Genomic DNA, 19,299 nt, shown 5'->3' with positions numbered 1-19,299 from the left:
CGTCTGCTGTGCCCTGCCCCAATCCGTGACCACCGCCCGGTGGCGCCTGCCTCGACATTCAACGCCGCCGGACGGTGATCCTGTTTCAGGAGCACACGTGATGAATGAGGCGAAGCTCAACGAATTCATGGGCAAACTGGTCAACGACATGGGCGGCGCGGCGATGCTGGCCAATGTCATCGTCGGCGAAGAACTCGGTCTGTACCGGGCAATGGCCGACAGCCAACCGATCAGCCCCGAAGCCCTCGCAGCAAAAACCACCTGCAATCCGCGCCTGGTGCGTGAATGGCTCAGCGCCCATGCCGCATCGGGCTATATGGAACACCTTGACGGTCAATTTCGCTTGCCTGAAGAACAGGCACTGGCGCTGGCCGTGGAGGATTCGCCGGTGTACGTCGCTGGCGGTCTCGGCGTGGTGGCGTCGTTTTTCCATGACAAGGACAAACTGGTCAAGGCCATGCGCGGCAATGGCGCCTTGTCTTGGGGCGATCACCATCCGTGCATGTTCAGCGGCACTGAACGCTTCTTCCGCCCCGGCTACAAAGGTCACCTGATTGCCGAATGGCTTCCGGCCTTGGACGGTGTGGTGGCCAAGCTGGAACACGGTGCCAAGGTTGCCGACATCGGCTGCGGTCACGGCGCCTCAACGGTGATCATGGCCCAGGCGTTCCCCAAATCGCAGTTTGTCGGCTTCGACTTCCACGCGCCGTCAGTCACCGTGGCCACGCAACGGGCCGAAGAAGGCGGCGTGGGCAATCGCGCCAGATTTTTTGAGGGCACGGCGAAAAACTATCCTGGCGGCGACTACGACCTGATCTGCTTTTTCGACTGCCTGCACGACATGGGCGACCCGGTCGGCGCCGCTCGCCACGCTTATGAGTCGCTGAAAGACGATGGCACGGTATTGCTGGTAGAACCGTTCGCCAACGACAAACTGGACGACAATCTCAACGCGGTCGGGCGCCTGTTCTACGCCGCCTCGACGTTTATCTGCACGCCCAATTCGCTGTCCCAGGAAGTCGGCCTGGGGCTCGGTGCGCAGGCCGGGGAAATGCGCCTGCGCAAAGTCTTTGTCGAGGCCGGGTTCAAGCAGTTCCGTCGCGCCACGCAGACGCCTTTCAACCTGATACTGGAGGCGCGCAAGTAACCCGAGCGGATCGCATGCTAACCTGCGGGCACTGCCCATTCTGGAGTGCTGAGCATGCTCGATAGCCCGATCCGCGAACATCTCGATACGCTGTTGCAGGCCATGGCCGACGATAAATTCCTGATATTGACCGGCGCCGGCATCAGCACGCCGTCGGGCATTCCGGACTATCGCGACAGTGACGGCGTGCGTCGCGGGCGGCAGCCGATGATGTATCAGGAATTTCTTGCCGCCCCGGAATCACGCCGGCGCTACTGGGCGCGGGCCATGCTCGGCTGGCCGCGCGTCCGTCAGGCCCGACCGAACGCGGCGCATGAGGCGCTGGCGACGTTGCAGCAGCGCGGCCGGATCAGCGATTTGATCACGCAGAATGTCGATACCTTGCACGATCAGGCCGGCACCCAGGATGTGATCGAGCTGCATGGCAGTCTGCATCGGGTGCTTTGCCTGGATTGCGGGCAACGCAGCGAGCGCGATGCGATCCAGCAGCAGATGGAGGCACACAATCCCTACCTGAGTGGTGTTGATGCGGTGCAGGCGCCGGATGGCGATACCTTGCTGGATCCGTCGTTTGAAGCGCGGTTTCAAGTGCCCCGGTGCCCGCATTGCGCGGGTGAGCGGATGAAACCGGATGTGGTGTTCTTCGGCGAGAACGTGGCGCCGACGACAGCGGCACGCGCGCTGGCCGCCGCCGAGAATGCGGCGGGGTTGCTGGTGGTGGGATCGTCGTTGATGGCGTATTCGGCGTTTCGCTTGTGTCGGGTGATTGCCGAGCGTGGCAAGCCGTTGATGGCGATCAATCTGGGCAAGACCCGGGCGGATGATCTGCTGGATTTGAAGATTGAAGGCTCGTGTGAGGAGCTTTTGCCGTGGTTGGTGGAGGAGCTGAGGCGGTGAGATTTTGAGTAATGGGTTCGGCTTGAAATCGGCCCCTCACCCTAGCCCTCTCCCGAGGGAGAGGGGACTGACCGAGGTGTTTGTACGGGATTCGTCGACCTGAAATCACTCATCGAACTCAGATCTTTGACTGCCGTGCTGGTGCCGGACTCAATGCGCCCGATCCAGCCCCGCCAGCAATGCGCTGTCGTGGCTGTAGATATCCGGCGCATAACGCACCTGGCCACTGCTGTCGACCTGCGCCGTCCAGTAGGTCATCAGGATCGGCACCGGCGCCGACAGGCGAAATTCATGGGTGGTGCCGGTTGCCAGCAAAGTCTCGGTGCGAGCTTTTTCCGCCGGGGACAGCAGCAGATCGCGCAGTTGCAGCGGGTGCTCGACGCGCACACAACCGGAACTGAACGCCCGTGGGCCTTTGTCGAACAGCGCCTTGCTCGGCGTGTCGTGCAGGTAGACCGAGAACGGGTTGGGGAAACGGATGACCATTTGCCCCAGCGGATTGCGCGGGCCGGCGTCCTGACGCAGGAGGATGTTGCCCGGGTTGTCCCAGTCGATATCGGCCGCTGCCAGAGGCTGGCCGTTGGCGTCGAGCACTTGCAGGTTCTGGCGGCTGAGGAAGGTCTGGTCCTTGCGGATTTCCGGCAGCTTGTCTTCCTTCCAGATAGTCGGCGGAACGGTCCAGGTCGGGTTCAGCGTCAGCCGGGTGACGCGGGATTTGAGCAGTGGGGTCTGGCGTTCGGCGCGGCCGACCTGAGTGCGGGTCTGCCATACCGGCTGACCGCCCTGATACAGCGTCAGCTCAGCGGCCGCGACATTGACCACCAGACCACTGGGTTCCATGTCCTGGGCCATCCAGCGGAAACGTTCGAGATTGACCCGCAACTGATCGCGGCGGGTCAGCGGGCTGATGTTCAGCTCGGCAATGGTGCCCGGCCCGACCACGCCGTCAGCCTGCAACGAATGGCTGGCCTGAAAGTGTTTCACTGCCTCCACCAGCACGTCATCGTAGGCGTTATCCGGCGTGACCAGCGCATGTGCCAGATAACCTTCGTTGTACAGACGACGGGCCAGTTCCGGCACGCGCGGGTCTTCCATCGCCGGACGCAGCAACGGGCCGTTGCCCACCGGCTGCCATTGCGGCAAGGCTTGCAAGCGTTGCGCGGCATACAGCTGACGCAGGCTTTGATATTGCGGCAGATGCGGACGCGCCAGGTCGAACGCCGCAGCAATATCGTTCATGCCCGGCACGGCAATGCTGAGCAATTGCGCCTGACGATCGGTCGGCGGGCCGTCGACACGCCACAGCGGTTCGAAATGCGACTGCAACAGACGGCCGTAATGCAGATCCTGCAAGGCCTGCAAGTAGTTGCGGCTGATGTCGATGTCGGCGCACAACTCGCCGTCCTGCGGCGGCGTAGTGGCCACGGCGTAGCGATTCGGATTCAACCCATCATCGGCCAACAGCTGCAATTGCGCGCGCAATGCCGGCAAGCGTGCGGACTCACTCGCCCACACCGGCATCCAGTCCTGCTGTTCATAAAACGCCTGCAACTGGCTCAACGCCGGGCCATTGAGCCGCGGAGCGATCGCCGGGCACGACTGCGCCAGGCTGATCAAAACCGCCTGCAACGGGCTGCGCGGCTCGACCGGCAATTGCGTTTCAGGCGTCGGCAGGGTTTCGAGCGGGGGCAGCGGCTCATCGGCGCAAGCGACAAACGGCGCAGCGAGCAAACAAATGCTCAAGTAGCATGCGTACTTTTTGAACAACTGCTTTACTCCAATCCATGGCCGTCCAGATGACGGTCAACCTTACATCAGGTGCGCTGAACAGTCAGGCTCGAACCGCGAGCCTGCGGGTATTGACTGGGAGTCAGGAGCCAAAGTGCCGTTTATGTAGCAAGTTGAGGACACTTTATAAAATGTTGACGTTTTTGCGCCGACTTCTGTTGAGCACCGCGACCCTTGTCGCCGTGACCAGCCCAGTATTTGCCGCCGGCAAGCCATCGCCGGTTCTCTACAACAGCCTCGCCCACGCCGCGCCGGAACTCAATCCCCAAGCGCTCAAAGGTGCATTGAACGCCATGCAATGCGCGGTCAACAACGGCGCGAAACCCTCGCGACATCTGGCGATCATCGATTATTCGCAACCGTCCACCGAACGCCGCCTGTGGATCTTCGACCTGAGCAAAAAGAAGCTGGTGCTGCGCGATCTGGTTGCCCACGGTTCGAACTCCGGGGAAAACTTCGCCACGCAGTTTTCCAACCGCGAAGGCAGTTACCAGTCCAGCCTCGGGCTGTTCCGCACCCAGGAAAGCTACGAAGGCACCCACGGCTACTCGCTGCGCATGGATGGTCTGGAACCCGGTTTCAATGATCTGGCCCGCGATCGCGCGATCGTGATTCATGCCGCCAGTTACGTGAACCCGCTGTGGAGCAAGCGTCAGGGGCGAATCGGCCGCAGTCAGGGTTGCCCCGCCGTGCGGCCGCAGATTGCCAAACAGGTGATCGATCGCCTGAAGAACGGCCAGTTCATGTTTTCCTGGTATCCGGATCAACGCTGGCTGCAGAAGTCACCGTACCTGAACTGCCAGCCGCAGCAGGTGGCGAGCATTCTCAACACCCACGCCAGTTAACGCGCGTCGCCTCCGGCGGGTTTGTAGAACAGGAACCTGCCGGTCTGCGCCGTGTTGCGATAGGCCTTGGCCCAACTCGGGTGCACGCCGCGATCGTGAAAATACAGGGCACCGCGCGTGCGGTCCTTGAGCTGACGGTTCAACGCCTTGCCGGCAATTTCCTTGGCCAACGCGTATTCGGCGTCTTCCTTGACCTGATCGGGCCTGCCATCGCACCACCAGGAAAACTGGCAGTTGCCGCTTTCCGAACCTTGCTTGACCACCGCGCATACCGTGTCGGGAAAGCCGTCATGGCCGAGGCGATTCATCACCACGCTGGCGACGGCTTCCATTTCCGGGGTGTCCTTGCCCTTGGCTTCCCAGTAAATACTGCGCGCCAGACAGGTCAGCGGATCGTCCAGCGGCGCGGCGCCGGCCGGGTCCACCGCCTGCGCTTCGGTCGGGGTGATCGCCTCGGATTTCGGCGCCGGAGCAGCGCTGACTTTATCCGCCGCTTTCTCTTCAAGCACCTCGGCTTTCTGTTCGGCCTTGGCCTCGATCGGCGCCTGCGCCCCGGCCCATGCTGCGCCGGTCAAAAAGATCCACAACAAACCGCCCGCCAAGCCTTTCGATCCCATGTCGATTCTTCCGTCAGCGCCCGCCCGGGGCAAGATGTTACGTCGGTGAGACGCCCGGTTTGCGGGGTCTTCGCAGAGTGTAGCGAGCAAATGCGCGGGCACACCAGCGCAGAAAAAATCCGCCGCAAAGAAAAACACATTCACTCACCGGGGGCCTTTCGCGCATCATGGGCGCATTCAGCTCAAGGGAGATTTCCATGCGCTTCATGCCGTCCGTTTTGCGTTATGCCGCATTGTCGCTGGGCGTGGTGTTCGCCACCTCGGCGCTGGCCGCCGATGAACTGCAATTGATCGAGTCGATCAACAGCTATCGCAGCCAGCCCCAGCGTTGCGGCACGCAGGCGTCAAACGAGTTGCCACCGCTGTCGGCCGATCCACGGCTGCGCCTGCCGGCCAGCGGCGCGGTTGATCTGCAGCAGGCCATGACCAGCGCCCACTACCCGATGGTCAACGTGCAGGCGATCACCCTCAACGGCCCCCGCGATGCGGCGTCAGCAATGAAGGCGATTCAGGAAAGCTTCTGTCAGGTGGTGCTCGATCCGCAGTTTGTCGATATCGGTGTCAACCGCGTTGACCGCGACTGGCGCATCGTCCTCGCGCGGCCGTTGCTGACGGCGAAACTCGGCGATGCACAAAGCGAAGGGCAAAAGCTGCTGGCGCAACTCAATACCGCGCGCAGCCAGGCGCGCCAGTGCGGCGGCCAGTCCTTCGCGGCGGCAGCACCGCTGGCGTGGAACGCCACGCTGGGCACGGTCGCTCAGGACCACAGCCGCGACATGGCCAACAACAATTACCTCGACCACAAGGACCGCGACGGCCGCACGCCGGGCGACCGCGCCGAACTGTCCGGTTACAGCGGACAACTGGTCGGTGAAAACATCGCCGCCGGGCAAGACACCGTCGGCAAGGTCGTTGACGGCTGGCTCGCCAGCCCAGGCCATTGCGCCAATCTGATGAATCCGCAATATCAGGAACTGGGCGCCGCTTACGCGACCGATCCGAAAAGCAACGCCGGCATTTACTGGACGGCAATGTTTGGCGCACCGTAAGGCATCATCGACGCCGTCAATCACTCGGTCAGCCAGAGTGATTGGACGGCGTGGCGAGCGCAGCCTACCCTGCGCGATCTGCGCCCGCTGACGGCGTTCCACATCCACGAGGCGAGCCCATGACACAGCGTGAATTGATCGATGGTCACAACCGCCGCGTGGATTATCTGCGCCTGTCGGTGACCGACCGCTGCGATTTTCGCTGCGTCTATTGCATGGCCGAGGACATGCAGTTCCTGCCGCGCCAGCAGATCCTCACCCTCGAAGAGCTGTTCCAGGTGGCGCAAAGCTTCGTCGCCCTCGGCACGCGCAAGATCCGCCTCACGGGTGGCGAGCCGCTGATCCGCCCCGGCGTTGTGCAACTCTGCGAACAGATCGCCGCCCTGCCCGGCCTGCGCGAGCTGTGCCTGACCACCAACGGCTCGCAATTGGGCCGACTGGCCAGGCCGCTGTTCGACGCCGGGGTCAAGCGTCTCAACATCAGCCTCGACAGCCTCGATCCGCAGCGCTTCAAAGAGCTGACCCGTACCGGCGATCTGGCGCAGGTCATCGACGGCATCGATGCCGCACGTGCCGCCGGTTTCACCCGTACCAAACTCAATTGCGTGGTGATGCAGGGCCGCAACGATCACGAGATCAACGATCTGGTCAGTTTCGCCATCGAGCGTGATCTGGATATTTCCTTCATCGAAGAGATGCCGCTGGGCGCGATCGCCGAACACAGCCGCGCCGAATCCTTCTACTCCAGCGCGCAAGTGCGCGAACGCATTGCCGAACGCTTCACCCTGATCGACTCGACCGAATCGACGCAAGGGCCGTCGCGCTACTGGCGCGTGGCGGAAGCACCAAACATTCGTCTGGGCTTAATTTCGCCGCACAGCCACAACTTCTGCGGCACCTGCAATCGCGTGCGCCTGACCGTAGAAGGTCGCTTGCTGCTGTGCCTGGGCAACGAGCATTCGATGGACCTCAAAGCGGTGTTGCGCGCCCATCCCGGCCACCCGGAACGCCTGGAAAACGCGATCATCGAGGCGATGAAACTCAAGCCGTATCGACACAATTTCGAAGTCAACGACGACGTGCAAGTGGTGCGTTTCATGAACATGACCGGCGGCTGATTCGCCGCGCAACCGGGACCGCGAGATGATCGTCAGACCGAGACCCAATCAGTTCGCCGTGCTGTTCACCCTTAGAGGCTCGATCGCCAAACGCATCGCCGTGCGCACCTTGATGCTGACACTGCTGGCGGCGGCGATTGTGCTGATCGAACTTCTGGTGCCGAGCTACTTCGCCCAGATCAATTCGACGCCGTTCACCCTGCTCGGCCTGTCGCTGTCGATTTTCCTGAGCTTCCGCAATAACGCCTGTTACGACCGTTGGTACGAGGGGCGCAAGGCCTGGGGCGAGGTGCTGTTGCGGGTGCGCGCGGTGATGCGCGAAACCCAAGGCCTCGATGACACCCGCCTGCGTGGACAACTGTTGCGCAACCTGTGCGGTTTCGCCCACGCGTTGAATGCACGGCTGCGTGGAGACAGCGAGGAGCAGGCCAGCACCGACTGGGTCAGCCCACCGATCGATGGGGCTGCGCCGGATCACTGCGGACAGATCCTTCATCAGCTCGGGCGCCAGTGCTCAGCGCTGGAAACGGCCGGTGTGCTGTCGCCATGGCGTTATCAGTTGCTGGCCAATCACCTGACCTGCCTGAGCCAGGCCCAGGCGGTGTGCGACCGGATCAAGAACACGCCACTGCCCTTCCCTTACACCCTGCTGCTGCACCGCACCATCTATCTGTTCTGCCTGCTGCTGCCGTTCGCCATGGCGCAATCGCTGGGTTGGTTGACGCCGCTGTTCACGGCAATTGTCAGCTACACCTTTTTCGGCTTTGACGCGATTGCCGATGAACTCGAAGATCCGTTCGGGCGCGATGAAAACGATCTGCCGACCGATGCACTGGTGCGCACCCTGGAGCGCGATGTGCTGTACGAACTGGGCGTCTCGCCATTGCCCCCCGCGCCGGAGCCGGACGACTACGTGCTGCGCTGAATGGCTCAGCGGCAAACAACGAGATGGCCCGGCGCGTCCTCTCGGGACCGAGGTGCGGCCATTCGCGAGCAGGCTCGCTCCCACAGTTGAAATGCATTCTCCTGTGGGAGCGAGCCTGCTCGCGAAAAAGGCAACTCGGTCAATTAGCCCAAACGGTGGAAAGCGCCACCGACGAATCTTCCGTTTACACGCGCGCGAATTCCCCCTTACTATCCGGGCACACCGGTCGCCGGGCCTGCCCTGCCGCCGACGCTTTCCGCCAACGGAAACACGCGTTATGAGTACGTCACCACAACAACCCCAAAGGTTGCACGTCTCTGCTGTACGCGCCCACTGCAACAGGGGCCGCGTATGAACCGCATCGTCAATCTGCCCATGGCCCTGCGCCGCTCCAAGCTGCGTCACTCCGCACGCCCGCCGGATATCGCCATTCCTGCCTGATCGCGTGAGCTGAAACCGCGACAGTCAATTTCCCGATTTTCCTGATATCCCTGCCGGGACACTTACGCCTTTTTGTCGCGTCGTGTCCGGCCGAATCTGCGCGCCTGTGCGGCGCCACCGTGAGTGATTTGCCATGAAATTCGCAGCCATTGAAGACGCACGCCTGTTCCTCGAACAGAACCCCGATATCGACATGATCGAACTGTTCATCCTCGACGCCAACGGGGTGGCGCGCGGCAAGCTGTTGCACCGTGAAGAACTGCTCGCCGTATACGAAAGCGGTCGACCGCTGCCGAGCACCATCCTTGGCCTGACCGTACAAGGCGAGGACGTCGAGAACTCCGGACTGGTCTGGGATGTGGGCGACATCGACTGCCGCGCCTATCCGCTGCAAGGCAGTCTGGTGCGCCTGCCGTGGCGACAGATTCCGACCGCCGCCGTGCAGGTCAGCATGCACCCGACCGAGGGCCTGCCGGCGAGCATCGCTGACCCTCGGCACCTGCTGATCAAGGTGATCGACGGACTCAAGGCCGAGGGTTTCCACCCGATAATGGCCTGCGAGCTGGAGTTCTATCTGCTCGATGCCAAACGCGACCACAACGGCCGCCCACAACCGGCGCTGGACGCTGACGGCGGGCGACCGCGACACACGCAAGTCTACGGTTTGCGCGAGCTGGAACAGATCGAGCCGTTCCTCGCCGACCTTTACAGCGCGTGCAAACTGCACGGTATTCCGGCGCGCACGGCGATCTCCGAATACGCCCCGGGGCAAGTGGAAATCACCCTCGAACATGGCGACGCACTGGAGGCGATGGATCAGGCGGTACGCTACAAACGTCTGGTCAAAGGCGTAGCGCACAAGCACGGCATGCAGGCGACGTTCATGGCCAAGCCGTTCGATGATCTGGCCGGCACCGGCATGCACATGCACGTCAGCCTCGCCGATGCCGAGGGGCGTAATCTGTTCGCCTCTGAAGACCCGGCCGGCACGCCACTGTTGCGCACGGCGATTGGCGGCATGCTCGCCTCCCTGCTCGATTCGCTGCTGCTGTTCTGCCCCAACGCCAACTCTTACCGGCGTTTCCAGGCCAACAGCTACGCGCCACTGGCGCCGACCTGGGGCGTCGACAACCGCACCGTCAGCCTGCGCGTACCCGGCGGGCCGGCGCCGACACGACACATCGAACACCGCATCTGCGGCGCCGATGCCAACCCTTATCTGGCAGCGGCAGCGATCCTCGCCGGCATTCATCGCGGCATCCGTGAAGAGCTGGATCCGGGGGCACCGGTCGAGGGCAATGGTTATGCCCAGGCGAAAGAACTGCTGCCGACCGATTGGCTGACGTCGTTACAGGCGCTGGAAAATTCCACGTGGGCACGGGAGGCATTGGGGCAGGAATTCCTTGGGGTGTATCTGGCGGTGAAGCGTGCCGAGTATCGGCAGTTCATGGCTGAAGTGGGTGAGCAGGATTGGCGGTGGTACCTGACCGAAGCTTAAAGATCCAACACCGAACCTGTGGGAGCGAGCCTGCTCGCGAAGGCGTCGTCACATTCAACATTTTGGGTGACTGACACACCGCTTTCGCGAGCAGGCTCGCTCCCACAGGGAATGCACTTCGAACTAGAATTTTTGTGGACCCTGACATGACCATTCGCTGCAATTCCTACTACACCGCCACCCTCAACCACGACACCGACTACCCGACCCTGCAAGGTCGGCACAAGGTCGATGTGGTGATCATCGGCGGCGGTTTCACTGGCGTCGCCACTGCCGTTGAACTGGCGGAAAAAGGCCTGAAAGTCGCCATCGTCGAAAGCCACAAGATCGGCTGGGGCGCCACCGGGCGCAATGGCGGGCAAGTCACCGGCAGCCTTTCCGGCGACGGCGCGATGCGCAAACAGATGCGTGCAAAACTAGGCGATGACGTGGACGATTTCATCTGGCATCTGCGCTGGCGCGGGCATGAAATCATCCGCGAGCGCGTCGAGAAATATGCGATCCAGTGCGACCTCAAACACGGCCACTTGCACGCGGCGTACAAGCCGAGCCACATGGTCGATCTGCGCAAGGACTACGACGAAGCCGTGCGTCGCGGATTAGGCGATGAAGTGAGCCTGCTCGACCGCAGCCAGGTTCGCGACCTGCTGCAAAGCGAGCTTTACCACGGCGCAATCAAGAACACCCGCAACATGCACCTGCACCCACTCAACCTGTGCATTGGCGAAGCACGCGCAGCCGAAAGCCTGGGCGCGCTGATCTTCGAAAACAGTGAAGTGCTGGAGATCATCCACGGCGACACACCTGGCGTGCGCACCGCTCACGGCCAGATCGACGCCAGTCAGGTGATGCTCGCCGGTGACGTCTATCACAAGCTCGAACCGGGCCAGCTCAAGGGCAAGATTTTCCCGGCCATGGGCGGTATCGTTACCACCGCGCCGCTCGGTGATCTGGCGCAACAGATCAACCCCGAAGACCTCGCCGTGTACGACTGCCGCTTCGTCCTCGATTACTACCGGCTCACCGCCGACGGCCGTTTGCTGTTCGGCGGCGGCGCCAACTACAGCGGCAAGGATTCGCGCGACATCGCTGCGGAACTGCGCCCGTGTATCGAACGCACGTTCCCGGCGCTAAAAGGCGTGCCGATCGATTACCAGTGGAGCTGCGCGATGGGCATCGTCATCAACCGCATCCCGCAACTGGGCAAGCTCTCGGACAACGTCTGGTATTGCCAGGGCTACTCGGGACATGGCATCGCCACCACGCACATCATGGGCGAGATCATGAGCCGCGCGATCACCGGGCAAATGGAGCAATTCGACACCTTCGCCGCGTGCCAGCACATCCGCGTGCCAATGGGCGACCTGCTGGGCAATCCGTTGCTGGCGGCGGGGATGTGGTATTACCAGATGCTTGAGCGGTTGCGCTGAATTCACTGGCCCTATCGCGAGCAGGCTCGCTCCCACATTGGATTTGTGCACGACACAACACCCTGTGGGAGCGAGCCTGCTCGCGAAGAGGCCCTCAAACCCCACACAAAATTCAATCCGGCAACTGCTCCACCACAATCCCCAACCGCCGATAATCCTCGACATTCCCCGACCCGGGATGCCGCTCGGTAATCAACCTATGCAGGCGCGTGCACGGCGCGACCACAAACGGCTCCACCGCACCCAGCTTGTCTGCCGTAGTCACTGCAATCACCCGCGCTGCACTGTCTAGCATCGCCTGTTTGATCGGCACTTCATCGAAATGCAGCGAGGTGATCCCGACCTCGGGATGAATCGCACACACCCCGGTAATTGCCAGATCCGCCTTGATCCCCGCCAGCAGTCGCAGCGCTTCCTGACCACTGGCCGACATCGAATGCGGATTCAATTCACCGCCCGCCAGAATCACTTTCACGCACTTGTATTCGGACAAGGCAATCGCCGTCAGTGGGGAAGCGGTCACGGCGGTGATGCGGATATGGGACGGTAACGCGCGCGCCACCTGCAAGGTGGTCGAGCCGGAATCGAACAGCACAATCTGCCCATCCTCGATGTGCTGCGCCGCCAGTTGCGCCAGGCGCACCTTGACCTCGTCGGTCTCATCCAGACGGGTGAAGTAATCCTTGCCTGAGTCCTTCGGTCGCGGCAACGCCCCGCCATGCACGCGCTGCACCAGCCCGGCGCTGTCCAGTTCGGCAAGGTCGCGGCGGATAGTGTCTTCGGACACTGCGAAATGCTGGCTCAGCTCGGAAGCCATGACCTTGCCGTCACGTTCGAGAAGCAAAAGGATTTTTTGCCGACGCAGGGACGGAAGTTCAGCGATGGAATGGTCGTGCATGGTTGTGCCTGTTTGTGCTTGTAGTTGCAGGTTTCAGCGACACTAGCGAAAGTCTCAGGCAAATACAAACGCAACGGCTATCAATGCTTTCGATCATTGGAATCAACACGGCGAATTTTTTCTTTGCGCTGCGCCTGTTCACAATGGCCCCACTCTCAAAAGGTCAGGATGAACAGCCCATGAATCTCAATTTCGCCTTCGCCTGCATGATCGTCGTGTCGTTCGCGATTGCCTTGGGCCACGCCTGACCTGCACCAACAACGCCGGGGCAAAATGCAGCAGCACCATCCGGCTCAAGTGATGCGTCAGGATAAACACCACATTCAGCCCGCCGCCAAATGCGACAATCGCAATCGTCTCGATCGCGCCCGGCATGTACGCCAGCCACAGCGCCAGCGGATCACTGCCCAGCCAGCGCGCAGCTATCTCGGCAAACGCCGCTGCGACGACGATCATCAAGCCGACCGAAACCAGAGCGGTGCGCCCATGACGCGCCAGTTCTGCGATGCCGAGCCCCTGAAACCGTGAGCCGATACGCACGCCAAGAATCAGTGCGGCCAGGTTCAAACTCCAATCCGGCATGTGAAAGCCGTGCAGCCATCCCGACTTCACAAACACAGCAGTGATGATGATCGCAGTGAGCATGAACGGCGCCGGGACGCCGATCAGCAACAGCAGGCGGCCGAGCAATACGCTCAGCGCGATGACAGAGAACGCGGTCAGCGCCATGCCTGTGGTCAACGGATCGCTGACCACTTCAGCCACCGCTGCTTGCCCGGGAATGAGCAAACTCACCAGCACGGTGATCAACAGCAGTCGCATGAGATGCACGATGATGACTTTGCTCGAAGCCTTTTCCGACTCAAGCAAATCGAACACTGCGGCCAACGCGCCGGGATACAACGCCAGCAGTGCATCGGTGCGATTCCAGCCGGCGCCGCGTGTCAGCCACCATCCGGCGAGTGCAATTTGTACGGTCAGGCAGATCAGCAATACGACAAGGCTGGGCAACATCGTCGTCGCCGTTTCGCTGTCCCATGCTTCGAACATCAGCCCGGTGGCGATGCCCAGCGTAACCTGGATGTAGCCCAAGCCATAAGGAGTTGCCGGGGCGATGCCGGTTTTGCTGGCAAACAACGCAGTAACGACAATCGAGCCCAACAGCAAGCCGTGAGGCACGCCTTCAAACTGCAACAACGCGCCGAAACCGGCCGCAATCAACAAGCACACAATGGATTTCATAGTTCGCCTTCCTGGCTATTTATCTGACGCACCACCATTCCCCTGTGGGAGCGAGCCTGCTCGCGAAAGCGTCCTGCCAGTCACAGATAGATAACTGGTCTATCGCCTTCGCGAGCAGGCTCGCTCCCACAAGAATCCAATACGTCTTACATACGCAAGCGTGCAATCGCCCGCCGATATTTCTCGATCCGCTCCAGATCCTCCCAACTCGGCGAGGCAATCCGCGAGATATCGCTGTTCTCGTCCAGATCCGCCAGCTTCACCACCCGGCCGATCGGGTTTTGCGCGGCGCGGTCGACAAAATCCTCGTAGGACTCGCCGGGCACTTTGGTCACCGCTGCAATCGCCGCCAGCACCTCTTCGCTGAAACCTTCCCCGCGCAAATCATCCAGACTCACCCCGCAATCCTCGACCACATCGTGCAGCACAGCGACGATGCGTTCTTCCAGCGTGTGCATGCGCAACATGACTTTCAGCGGATGCAGAATGTACGGCGTCCCGCCCTTGTCCACCTGCCCGGTGTGGGCCGTGGCGGCAATGGCGATAGCGCGTTCGAGGGTTTGGGCCATGGGAATCGAATCCTGCGCTTTATGTTTCTGATTGTTGCGCAGTGTACGCGAAGATGGCGCAGCGCAAAGCCGATTGAACCTTGCCCGCCCTCGCCGCCTCGAAACCAGACAAGCGCCAAATCACCGATCAGACGCGGCGCCATTGGAGAGGAATTGCCGATGAAAACCCGACTGCTGCTCCTGATCGCCACATTCGCCATCATCCCCACCTGCGTCATGGCCGAAGGCTGCGACGTCCAGACCCGCTCCTCCAGCGCCGCAGTGCCCGCCGTGGAAACCCATAGCTGTTACGAATACGAAGGCATGCCGGTGGACTCCATCAACTGGTCCTGCAGCAACGAAACCAAGGACACCCTCAACGCCACCAAGAAAAAAGTCGATCGCTGCGACGACCACTACCAGGCCACCTGCACCGCCCGCCTCACCCAGGAATCCCTCGCCAACCCGCACTCGACCAGCAAAGACAAAAGCGCCAAACCGCTGAACATGCCCGACAACGCCAAAGTCACCACGTATTACTACAACGGTGAGCACTTGGCGCAGGCGAAGATTGATTGTGAAAACAGCGGCGGGAACTGGAAGGCTAAATAGTCTCGGTTATCGAGGATTGCCTGACAGAGAGCCCGGCTTGATGCCGGGCTTGCTGCATCTGCAAACAGCTTCAACCTTCACCTGCACCGCTGCTCGTGCCGCTGTCGTTCGATTGCTTCGAACCACTGGGCTTGGAACCCGAAGGTGTAGAGCCGTCATTGTTGGTGGTGTTGCCCTGCGTGCCTTTGGGCACGGTGGCGCCATTGGAATGAATGTCTTCCGGCGCACTCGGATTGGTTTGGCTATTGCCGTCGTTAGCGGTGGGTGCCGGGGTATCGCTGGCGGCTGTTGCATAGAGCGAAGTGGCGGATAACAGCGTGGCCAAGGTGAATGCTGCGAGACTGGATTTATGCATGTCGGCGGTTCCTCTGCGGGGGTGAGTTATGCATTGGAAGCGCGTGCGCGGGGAAAATGCGGAAGGGGTGACGAATGGCAGGAACAAACAACCCGACACCCCCTAAAAGATGCCGGGTCAACAAACAATATGCGTTATCCGATCAGAAATTCGCCGGCGTATTCGCACTGATAATCTCCGCCTCATCCGCGCCGATATTGCGGAATTTATGCGGCAACGTCGTCGGAAAGTAATAACCATCCCCCGCACTCAACACACTCACCTGCCCGTCCACGGTCAGTTCTACCGTGCCGCGCGTGACCAGTCCGCACTCTTCGCCTTCGGCATGCACGATCGGCTCTTCGCCGGAGCTGGCGCCGGGGGCGTATTGTTCGCGGAGCAGGCGCATCTGACGGCTAGGGACGGAGGCGCCGATGAGCAGCAGGCGCAGGCCGTGGCGGCCAAGGTCAGGTTGTTCGTTGGCGCGGAATACGTATTGGTGTTCGCGCGGGGGCTGGTCGAAGGTGAAGAAGTCGGCCAGGGACATCGGTATGCCTTCGAGCAGCTTTTTCAGCGAGCTGACGGAGGGGCTGACGCGGTTCTGTTCGATCAGCGAGATGGTCGCGTTGGTCACGCCGCTACGCCGGGCGAGCTCGCGCTGGGAGAGTTTGTAGCTTTCGCGTACTAGTTTGAGTCGAGAACCCGTATCCATGACTGCCTTATGTAAAAGGGGCGATGGGGGTGGGTGGCGGGTGACGCGCAGGTCGCGCGGATCACGTTGCTCCCGTGTCCCGGAACCGTGAAAGGCGGCTATTAAATCACGTTTGCCGGTGTTGCTCAGCAGGTTCGATGGATGGTGCGGCAAAAGTCCTGTTGGCCTTGGCAATACAGCCACTGTGGGAGCGAGCCTGCTCGCGAAAGCGTAGTGTCTGGCGAATCGATGTCGCCTGATATGGCCTCTTCGCGAGCAGGCTCGCTCCCACAGTGGACATCAGTGGTTTTGCATAAGTGAAAAACCGGCGAGGTCTTTCGGACCGCCGCCGGGAGGTAAGTCAGACGCCGAAGCGGTCGCGCAGGGAGTAGTAGACCGCGCCCAGAGCGGTAAGCGGTGCGGAGAAGGTGCGGCCGCCGAGCATTGGCATGTGCGGCAGCGAGGCGAAGGCGTTGAAGCGTTCGGCGTCGCCGCGGATCATTTCCGAGATCAGTTTGCCGGCCAGGTGCGAGCAGGTGACGCCGTGGCCGCTGTAGCCCTGCATGTAGTAGGCATTCTTTTCGATGCGGCCGAATTGCGGCATGCGCGACATGGTCAGCAGGAAGTTGCCGGTCCAGCGGTAGTCGATCTTCACGTCCTTGAGCTGCGGGAAGGTCTTGAGGATCTTCGGCCGGATCAGCTGCTCGATATCGTCCGGCTCCCGCGCGCCGTAGACCACACCACCACCGTAAAGCAGGCGGTTGTCAGCGGTGAGGCGGTAGTAATCCAGCAGATAGTTGCAGTCCTCGACGCAGTAATTATTGGTGATCAGGCTGCGCGCCTGCTGCTCGGTCAGCGGTTCGGTGACGACGATCTGCGAGCCGCACGGCATGCTTTTCGCGGTGACGCGATTGTCGAGGCCTTGCGGCAGATAAGCGTTGCCGGCGATCAGCAAATATTTGGCGCGGACCAGACCTTTGGCAGTGCGCACGGTGATCGGCTCGCCGTAGGCGATTTCCACCGCCGCCGATTGCTCGTAGATCTTGCCGCCCAAACGCACGATGGCAGCGGCCTCCCCTAGCGCCAGATTCAATGGATGAACGTGGCCACCCTGCATGTCCAGCAAGCCGCCAACGTAGGCGTCGGAGCCGACTTCGCGACGAATGTCCGCTGCATCAAGCATCTTCAGATTGCGGTTGCCGTAGCGTTCCCAATTGCGCTTCTGCTCTGCCAGGCCATTGAGTTGTTTCTTGTTCATCGCTGCGAAGATGCCGCCCGGGCGATAGTCGCACTTGATGTCGTAATCCTTGATGCGCGAACGAATGATGTCGGCGCCTTCAAAGATCATGCTGCCGAGGATTTCTGCAGTCTTGTCGCCGTAGCGCTCTTCGATGACATCGACGTCGCGACTGTAGGAGTTGACCAGTTGGCCGCCATTGCGACCGCTGGCGCCGTAGCCGACTTTCGCCGCTTCCAGCACGGTGACTTTGTAGCCGGCTTCGCTGAGGAACAGCGCCGAGGACAGACCGGTATAGCCGGCGCCGATGATGCAGACGTCGCAGTCCAGCGCTTCTTCGAGAATCGGAAAGTCGATGACTTCGTTGCGGGTGGCGGCGTAGTAGCTGTTGACGTGTTGCTGTTTCATACATTTCTCCGAGGGTCGCCAACCAGGGGCGACCGCCGCTGTAAAAGAATTAGAGCTTGATCCAGGTCGCTTTCAGCTCGGTGTACTTGTCGAACGCATGCAGCGATTTGTCGCGGCCGTTGCCCGATTGCTTGAAGCCACCGAATGGCGCGGTCATGTCGCCACCGTCGTACTGGTTGACCCAGACGCTACCGGCGCGCAGGCCGCGGGCGAAGGTGTGTGCCTTGCTCAGGTGGCTGGTCCACACCCCGGCGGCGAGGCCGAAGATGCTGTCGTTGGCGATCTGCAGGGCTTCTTCGGCAGTGTCGAAGGTGATCAGCGACAGCACCGGGCCGAAGATTTCTTCCCTGGCGATGGTCATCGCATTGGTCACGCCGTCGAAAATCGCTGGCTGCACGTAGAGGCCGCCGGTTTCTTCGAGGGTGCGTTGACCGCCGGCAATCAACTCGGCGCCCTGCTCGCGGCCGATGCTGATGTAGCGCAGCACGTTATCGAGCTGACGCTGGTCGACCACGGCGCCGACGGTGGTCGCCGGATCCAGTGCGTGCCCCGGTTTCCACGCTTGCAGCGCTTCCACCAGCAGCGGGATGAACTGCTCGCGAATCGAGCGCTCGACCAGCAGACGCGAGCCGGCAGTGCAGACTTCGCCCTGGTTGAAGGCGATGGCACTGGCCGCCGCTTGAGCAGCTGCGCGCAGATCCGGTGCGTCGGCGAACACCACGTTCGGGCTTTTGCCGCCGGCCTCAAGCCAGACGCGTTTCATGTTGCTTTGGCCCGCGTAGATCATCAGTTGCTTGGCGATCGCCGTGGAGCCGGTGAAGGCCAGCACGTCGACGTCCATGTGCAACGCCAGTGCCTTGCCGACGGTGTGGCCGTAGCCCGGCAGCACGTTGAACACGCCCTTTGGAATGCCCGCCTCCAGCGCCAGTTGCGCGATGCGGATGGCGGTCAGCGGTGACTTTTCCGAAGGTTTGAGGATGAACGAGTTACCCGCCGCCAGCGCCGGGGCGAACTTCCAGCTGGCCATGATCAGCGGGAAATTCCACGGCACGATCGCCGCGACCACACCCGAGGGCTCACGGGTGACGAGGCCAAGTTGGTCGTGCGGGGTGGCGGCGACTTCGTCGTAAATCTTGTCGATGGCCTCGGCGCTCCAGCGGATCGCGTTGGCGGTCGCCGGGATGTCGATGCTCATCGAATCGCTGATCGGCTTGCCCATGTCGAGGGTTTCCAGCAGTGCCAGTTCTTCCTGGTGCTGCAGGATCAGATCGGCGAAGCGGATCAGCACGCGCTTGCGCTCGGCCGGGGCTTTTTTCGCCCAGATGCCGGAGTTGAAGGACTGGCGCGCGGCTTCGACGGCCAGGTTGGCGTCGGCTTCATCGGTGCTGGCGACGGCGGCAAGAAAGCGGCCGTCGACCGGGCTCAGACATTCGAAAGTGTCGCCGCTGATCGCCGGGCGGTATTCGCCGTTGATGAAGGCGCGGGATTCGATGGACAGAGACTGGAAGCGTTGTTCCCAGTCGTTGCGGGTTGTGGTCATTGTTTTTGAGCTCGACAAGGGGGAATTTGGGGGT

The 19,299-nt window shown here is 61.5% G+C and carries 18 protein-coding genes; 9 read left to right on the top strand and 9 right to left on the bottom strand.

Annotated features, from left to right (window positions below; translation table 11 throughout):
* Positions 1–100 precede the first annotated feature (100 nt).
* Positions 101–1,147 (top strand): class I SAM-dependent methyltransferase, encoded by a 1,047-nt coding sequence (locus ACV8MC_RS17700; RefSeq protein ID WP_457262804.1) that lies wholly within the window; start codon positions 101–103, stop codon positions 1,145–1,147.
* 54 nt (positions 1,148–1,201) lie between these two features.
* Entirely contained in the window at positions 1,202–2,044 is an 843-nt protein-coding gene (locus ACV8MC_RS17695) for an NAD-dependent protein deacetylase (RefSeq protein WP_457262802.1), read from the top strand.
* A 150-nt stretch (positions 2,045–2,194) separates the two neighbouring features.
* On the opposite strand, the gene ACV8MC_RS17690 is transcribed toward ACV8MC_RS17695, so the two are convergent.
* Entirely contained in the window at positions 2,195–3,811 is a 1,617-nt protein-coding gene (locus ACV8MC_RS17690) for a L,D-transpeptidase family protein (protein WP_457262800.1), read from the bottom strand.
* 152 nt (positions 3,812–3,963) lie between these two features.
* On the opposite strand from ACV8MC_RS17690, the gene ACV8MC_RS17685 reads away from it, so the two are divergent.
* Complete coding sequence (locus tag ACV8MC_RS17685) at positions 3,964–4,677, top strand: murein L,D-transpeptidase catalytic domain family protein (protein WP_016775166.1); 714 nt, start codon at positions 3,964–3,966, stop codon at positions 4,675–4,677.
* Here ACV8MC_RS17685 and ACV8MC_RS17680 read toward each other — a convergent pair.
* Entirely contained in the window at positions 4,674–5,294 is a 621-nt protein-coding gene (locus ACV8MC_RS17680; protein ID WP_130929693.1) for a cell wall hydrolase, read from the bottom strand. The genes ACV8MC_RS17685 and ACV8MC_RS17680 overlap by 4 nt on opposite strands.
* A gap of 197 nt (positions 5,295–5,491) precedes the next feature.
* On the opposite strand from ACV8MC_RS17680, the gene ACV8MC_RS17675 reads away from it, so the two are divergent.
* The 5 genes from ACV8MC_RS17675 (at position 5,492) to ACV8MC_RS17655 (ending at position 11,755) form a co-directional block, all read left to right on the top strand.
* Positions 5,492–6,343, top strand: a complete 852-nt coding sequence (locus ACV8MC_RS17675; protein ID WP_095181988.1) for a CAP domain-containing protein — start codon at positions 5,492–5,494, stop codon at positions 6,341–6,343.
* Between the two features lie 119 nt (positions 6,344–6,462).
* Entirely contained in the window at positions 6,463–7,461 is a 999-nt protein-coding gene (gene moaA / locus ACV8MC_RS17670; RefSeq protein WP_457262799.1) for a GTP 3',8-cyclase MoaA, read from the top strand.
* A 25-nt stretch (positions 7,462–7,486) separates the two neighbouring features.
* A complete protein-coding gene (locus tag ACV8MC_RS17665; protein WP_056789108.1) occupies positions 7,487–8,386 on the top strand; it encodes a bestrophin family protein in 900 nt (299 codons plus the stop codon).
* A gap of 574 nt (positions 8,387–8,960) precedes the next feature.
* Entirely contained in the window at positions 8,961–10,325 is a 1,365-nt protein-coding gene (locus ACV8MC_RS17660) for a glutamine synthetase family protein (RefSeq protein ID WP_457262796.1), read from the top strand.
* A 146-nt stretch (positions 10,326–10,471) separates the two neighbouring features.
* Positions 10,472–11,755: an NAD(P)/FAD-dependent oxidoreductase gene (locus ACV8MC_RS17655; RefSeq protein ID WP_336342263.1), complete on the top strand. Its 1,284-nt coding sequence runs from the start codon at positions 10,472–10,474 to the stop codon at positions 11,753–11,755.
* A 112-nt stretch (positions 11,756–11,867) separates the two neighbouring features.
* On the opposite strand, the gene ACV8MC_RS17650 is transcribed toward ACV8MC_RS17655, so the two are convergent.
* From ACV8MC_RS17650 to ACV8MC_RS17640, 3 genes are all read right to left on the bottom strand, one after another.
* Positions 11,868–12,653, bottom strand: a complete 786-nt coding sequence (locus tag ACV8MC_RS17650) for a DeoR/GlpR family DNA-binding transcription regulator (RefSeq protein ID WP_457262794.1) — start codon at positions 12,651–12,653, stop codon at positions 11,868–11,870.
* Positions 12,654–12,839: 186 nt separating this feature from the next.
* A complete protein-coding gene (locus ACV8MC_RS17645; RefSeq protein ID WP_457262792.1) occupies positions 12,840–13,895 on the bottom strand; it encodes an AbrB family transcriptional regulator in 1,056 nt (351 codons plus the stop codon).
* Between the two features lie 146 nt (positions 13,896–14,041).
* Positions 14,042–14,464, bottom strand: coding sequence for an HD domain-containing protein (locus ACV8MC_RS17640; protein WP_457262791.1), 423 nt, complete (start codon positions 14,462–14,464; stop codon positions 14,042–14,044).
* A 159-nt stretch (positions 14,465–14,623) separates the two neighbouring features.
* On the opposite strand from ACV8MC_RS17640, the gene ACV8MC_RS17635 reads away from it, so the two are divergent.
* Positions 14,624–15,055: a hypothetical protein gene (locus ACV8MC_RS17635; RefSeq protein ID WP_457262789.1), complete on the top strand. Its 432-nt coding sequence runs from the start codon at positions 14,624–14,626 to the stop codon at positions 15,053–15,055.
* A gap of 70 nt (positions 15,056–15,125) precedes the next feature.
* Here ACV8MC_RS17635 and ACV8MC_RS17630 read toward each other — a convergent pair whose 3' ends face one another.
* The 4 genes from ACV8MC_RS17630 to ACV8MC_RS17615 form a co-directional block, all read right to left on the bottom strand.
* Positions 15,126–15,410, bottom strand: coding sequence for a hypothetical protein (locus ACV8MC_RS17630; RefSeq protein WP_217849279.1), 285 nt, complete (start codon positions 15,408–15,410; stop codon positions 15,126–15,128).
* A gap of 142 nt (positions 15,411–15,552) precedes the next feature.
* Complete coding sequence (locus tag ACV8MC_RS17625; RefSeq protein WP_011333561.1) at positions 15,553–16,101, bottom strand: cupin domain-containing protein; 549 nt, start codon at positions 16,099–16,101, stop codon at positions 15,553–15,555.
* 340 nt (positions 16,102–16,441) lie between these two features.
* Positions 16,442–17,725 (bottom strand): NAD(P)/FAD-dependent oxidoreductase, encoded by a 1,284-nt coding sequence (locus ACV8MC_RS17620; RefSeq protein WP_457262787.1) that lies wholly within the window; start codon positions 17,723–17,725, stop codon positions 16,442–16,444.
* 49 nt (positions 17,726–17,774) lie between these two features.
* A complete protein-coding gene (locus ACV8MC_RS17615; protein WP_457262785.1) occupies positions 17,775–19,265 on the bottom strand; it encodes an aldehyde dehydrogenase in 1,491 nt (496 codons plus the stop codon).
* Between the last annotated feature and the right edge of the window lie 34 nt (positions 19,266–19,299).

This window comes from Pseudomonas sp. PK-RTE-24 (assembly GCF_054052265.1).
Note: the sequence above shows the minus strand (reverse complement) of the source record. Positions and strands in the feature narration are given on the sequence as shown.

What these genes read in the sequence shown, in the direction of transcription:
- ACV8MC_RS17700 (WP_457262804.1), top strand. Translation starts at nt 101, where the DNA reads ATGAATGAGGCGAAGCTCAACGAATTCATGGGCAAACTGGTCAACGAC.
- ACV8MC_RS17695 (WP_457262802.1), top strand. Translation starts at nt 1,202, where the DNA reads ATGCTCGATAGCCCGATCCGCGAACATCTCGATACGCTGTTGCAGGCC.
- ACV8MC_RS17685 (WP_016775166.1), top strand. Translation starts at nt 3,964, where the DNA reads ATGTTGACGTTTTTGCGCCGACTTCTGTTGAGCACCGCGACCCTTGTC.
- ACV8MC_RS17680 (WP_130929693.1), bottom strand. Translation starts at nt 5,294, where the DNA reads ATGGGATCGAAAGGCTTGGCGGGCGGTTTGTTGTGGATCTTTTTGACC.
- ACV8MC_RS17675 (WP_095181988.1), top strand. Translation starts at nt 5,492, where the DNA reads ATGCGCTTCATGCCGTCCGTTTTGCGTTATGCCGCATTGTCGCTGGGC.
- moaA (WP_457262799.1), top strand. Translation starts at nt 6,463, where the DNA reads ATGACACAGCGTGAATTGATCGATGGTCACAACCGCCGCGTGGATTAT.
- ACV8MC_RS17665 (WP_056789108.1), top strand. Translation starts at nt 7,487, where the DNA reads ATGATCGTCAGACCGAGACCCAATCAGTTCGCCGTGCTGTTCACCCTT.
- ACV8MC_RS17660 (WP_457262796.1), top strand. Translation starts at nt 8,961, where the DNA reads ATGAAATTCGCAGCCATTGAAGACGCACGCCTGTTCCTCGAACAGAAC.
- ACV8MC_RS17655 (WP_336342263.1), top strand. Translation starts at nt 10,472, where the DNA reads ATGACCATTCGCTGCAATTCCTACTACACCGCCACCCTCAACCACGAC.
- ACV8MC_RS17650 (WP_457262794.1), bottom strand. Translation starts at nt 12,653, where the DNA reads ATGCACGACCATTCCATCGCTGAACTTCCGTCCCTGCGTCGGCAAAAA.
- ACV8MC_RS17645 (WP_457262792.1), bottom strand. Translation starts at nt 13,895, where the DNA reads ATGAAATCCATTGTGTGCTTGTTGATTGCGGCCGGTTTCGGCGCGTTG.
- ACV8MC_RS17640 (WP_457262791.1), bottom strand. Translation starts at nt 14,464, where the DNA reads ATGGCCCAAACCCTCGAACGCGCTATCGCCATTGCCGCCACGGCCCAC.
- ACV8MC_RS17635 (WP_457262789.1), top strand. Translation starts at nt 14,624, where the DNA reads ATGAAAACCCGACTGCTGCTCCTGATCGCCACATTCGCCATCATCCCC.
- ACV8MC_RS17630 (WP_217849279.1), bottom strand. Translation starts at nt 15,410, where the DNA reads ATGCATAAATCCAGTCTCGCAGCATTCACCTTGGCCACGCTGTTATCC.
- ACV8MC_RS17625 (WP_011333561.1), bottom strand. Translation starts at nt 16,101, where the DNA reads ATGGATACGGGTTCTCGACTCAAACTAGTACGCGAAAGCTACAAACTC.
- ACV8MC_RS17620 (WP_457262787.1), bottom strand. Translation starts at nt 17,725, where the DNA reads ATGAAACAGCAACACGTCAACAGCTACTACGCCGCCACCCGCAACGAA.
- ACV8MC_RS17615 (WP_457262785.1), bottom strand. Translation starts at nt 19,265, where the DNA reads ATGACCACAACCCGCAACGACTGGGAACAACGCTTCCAGTCTCTGTCC.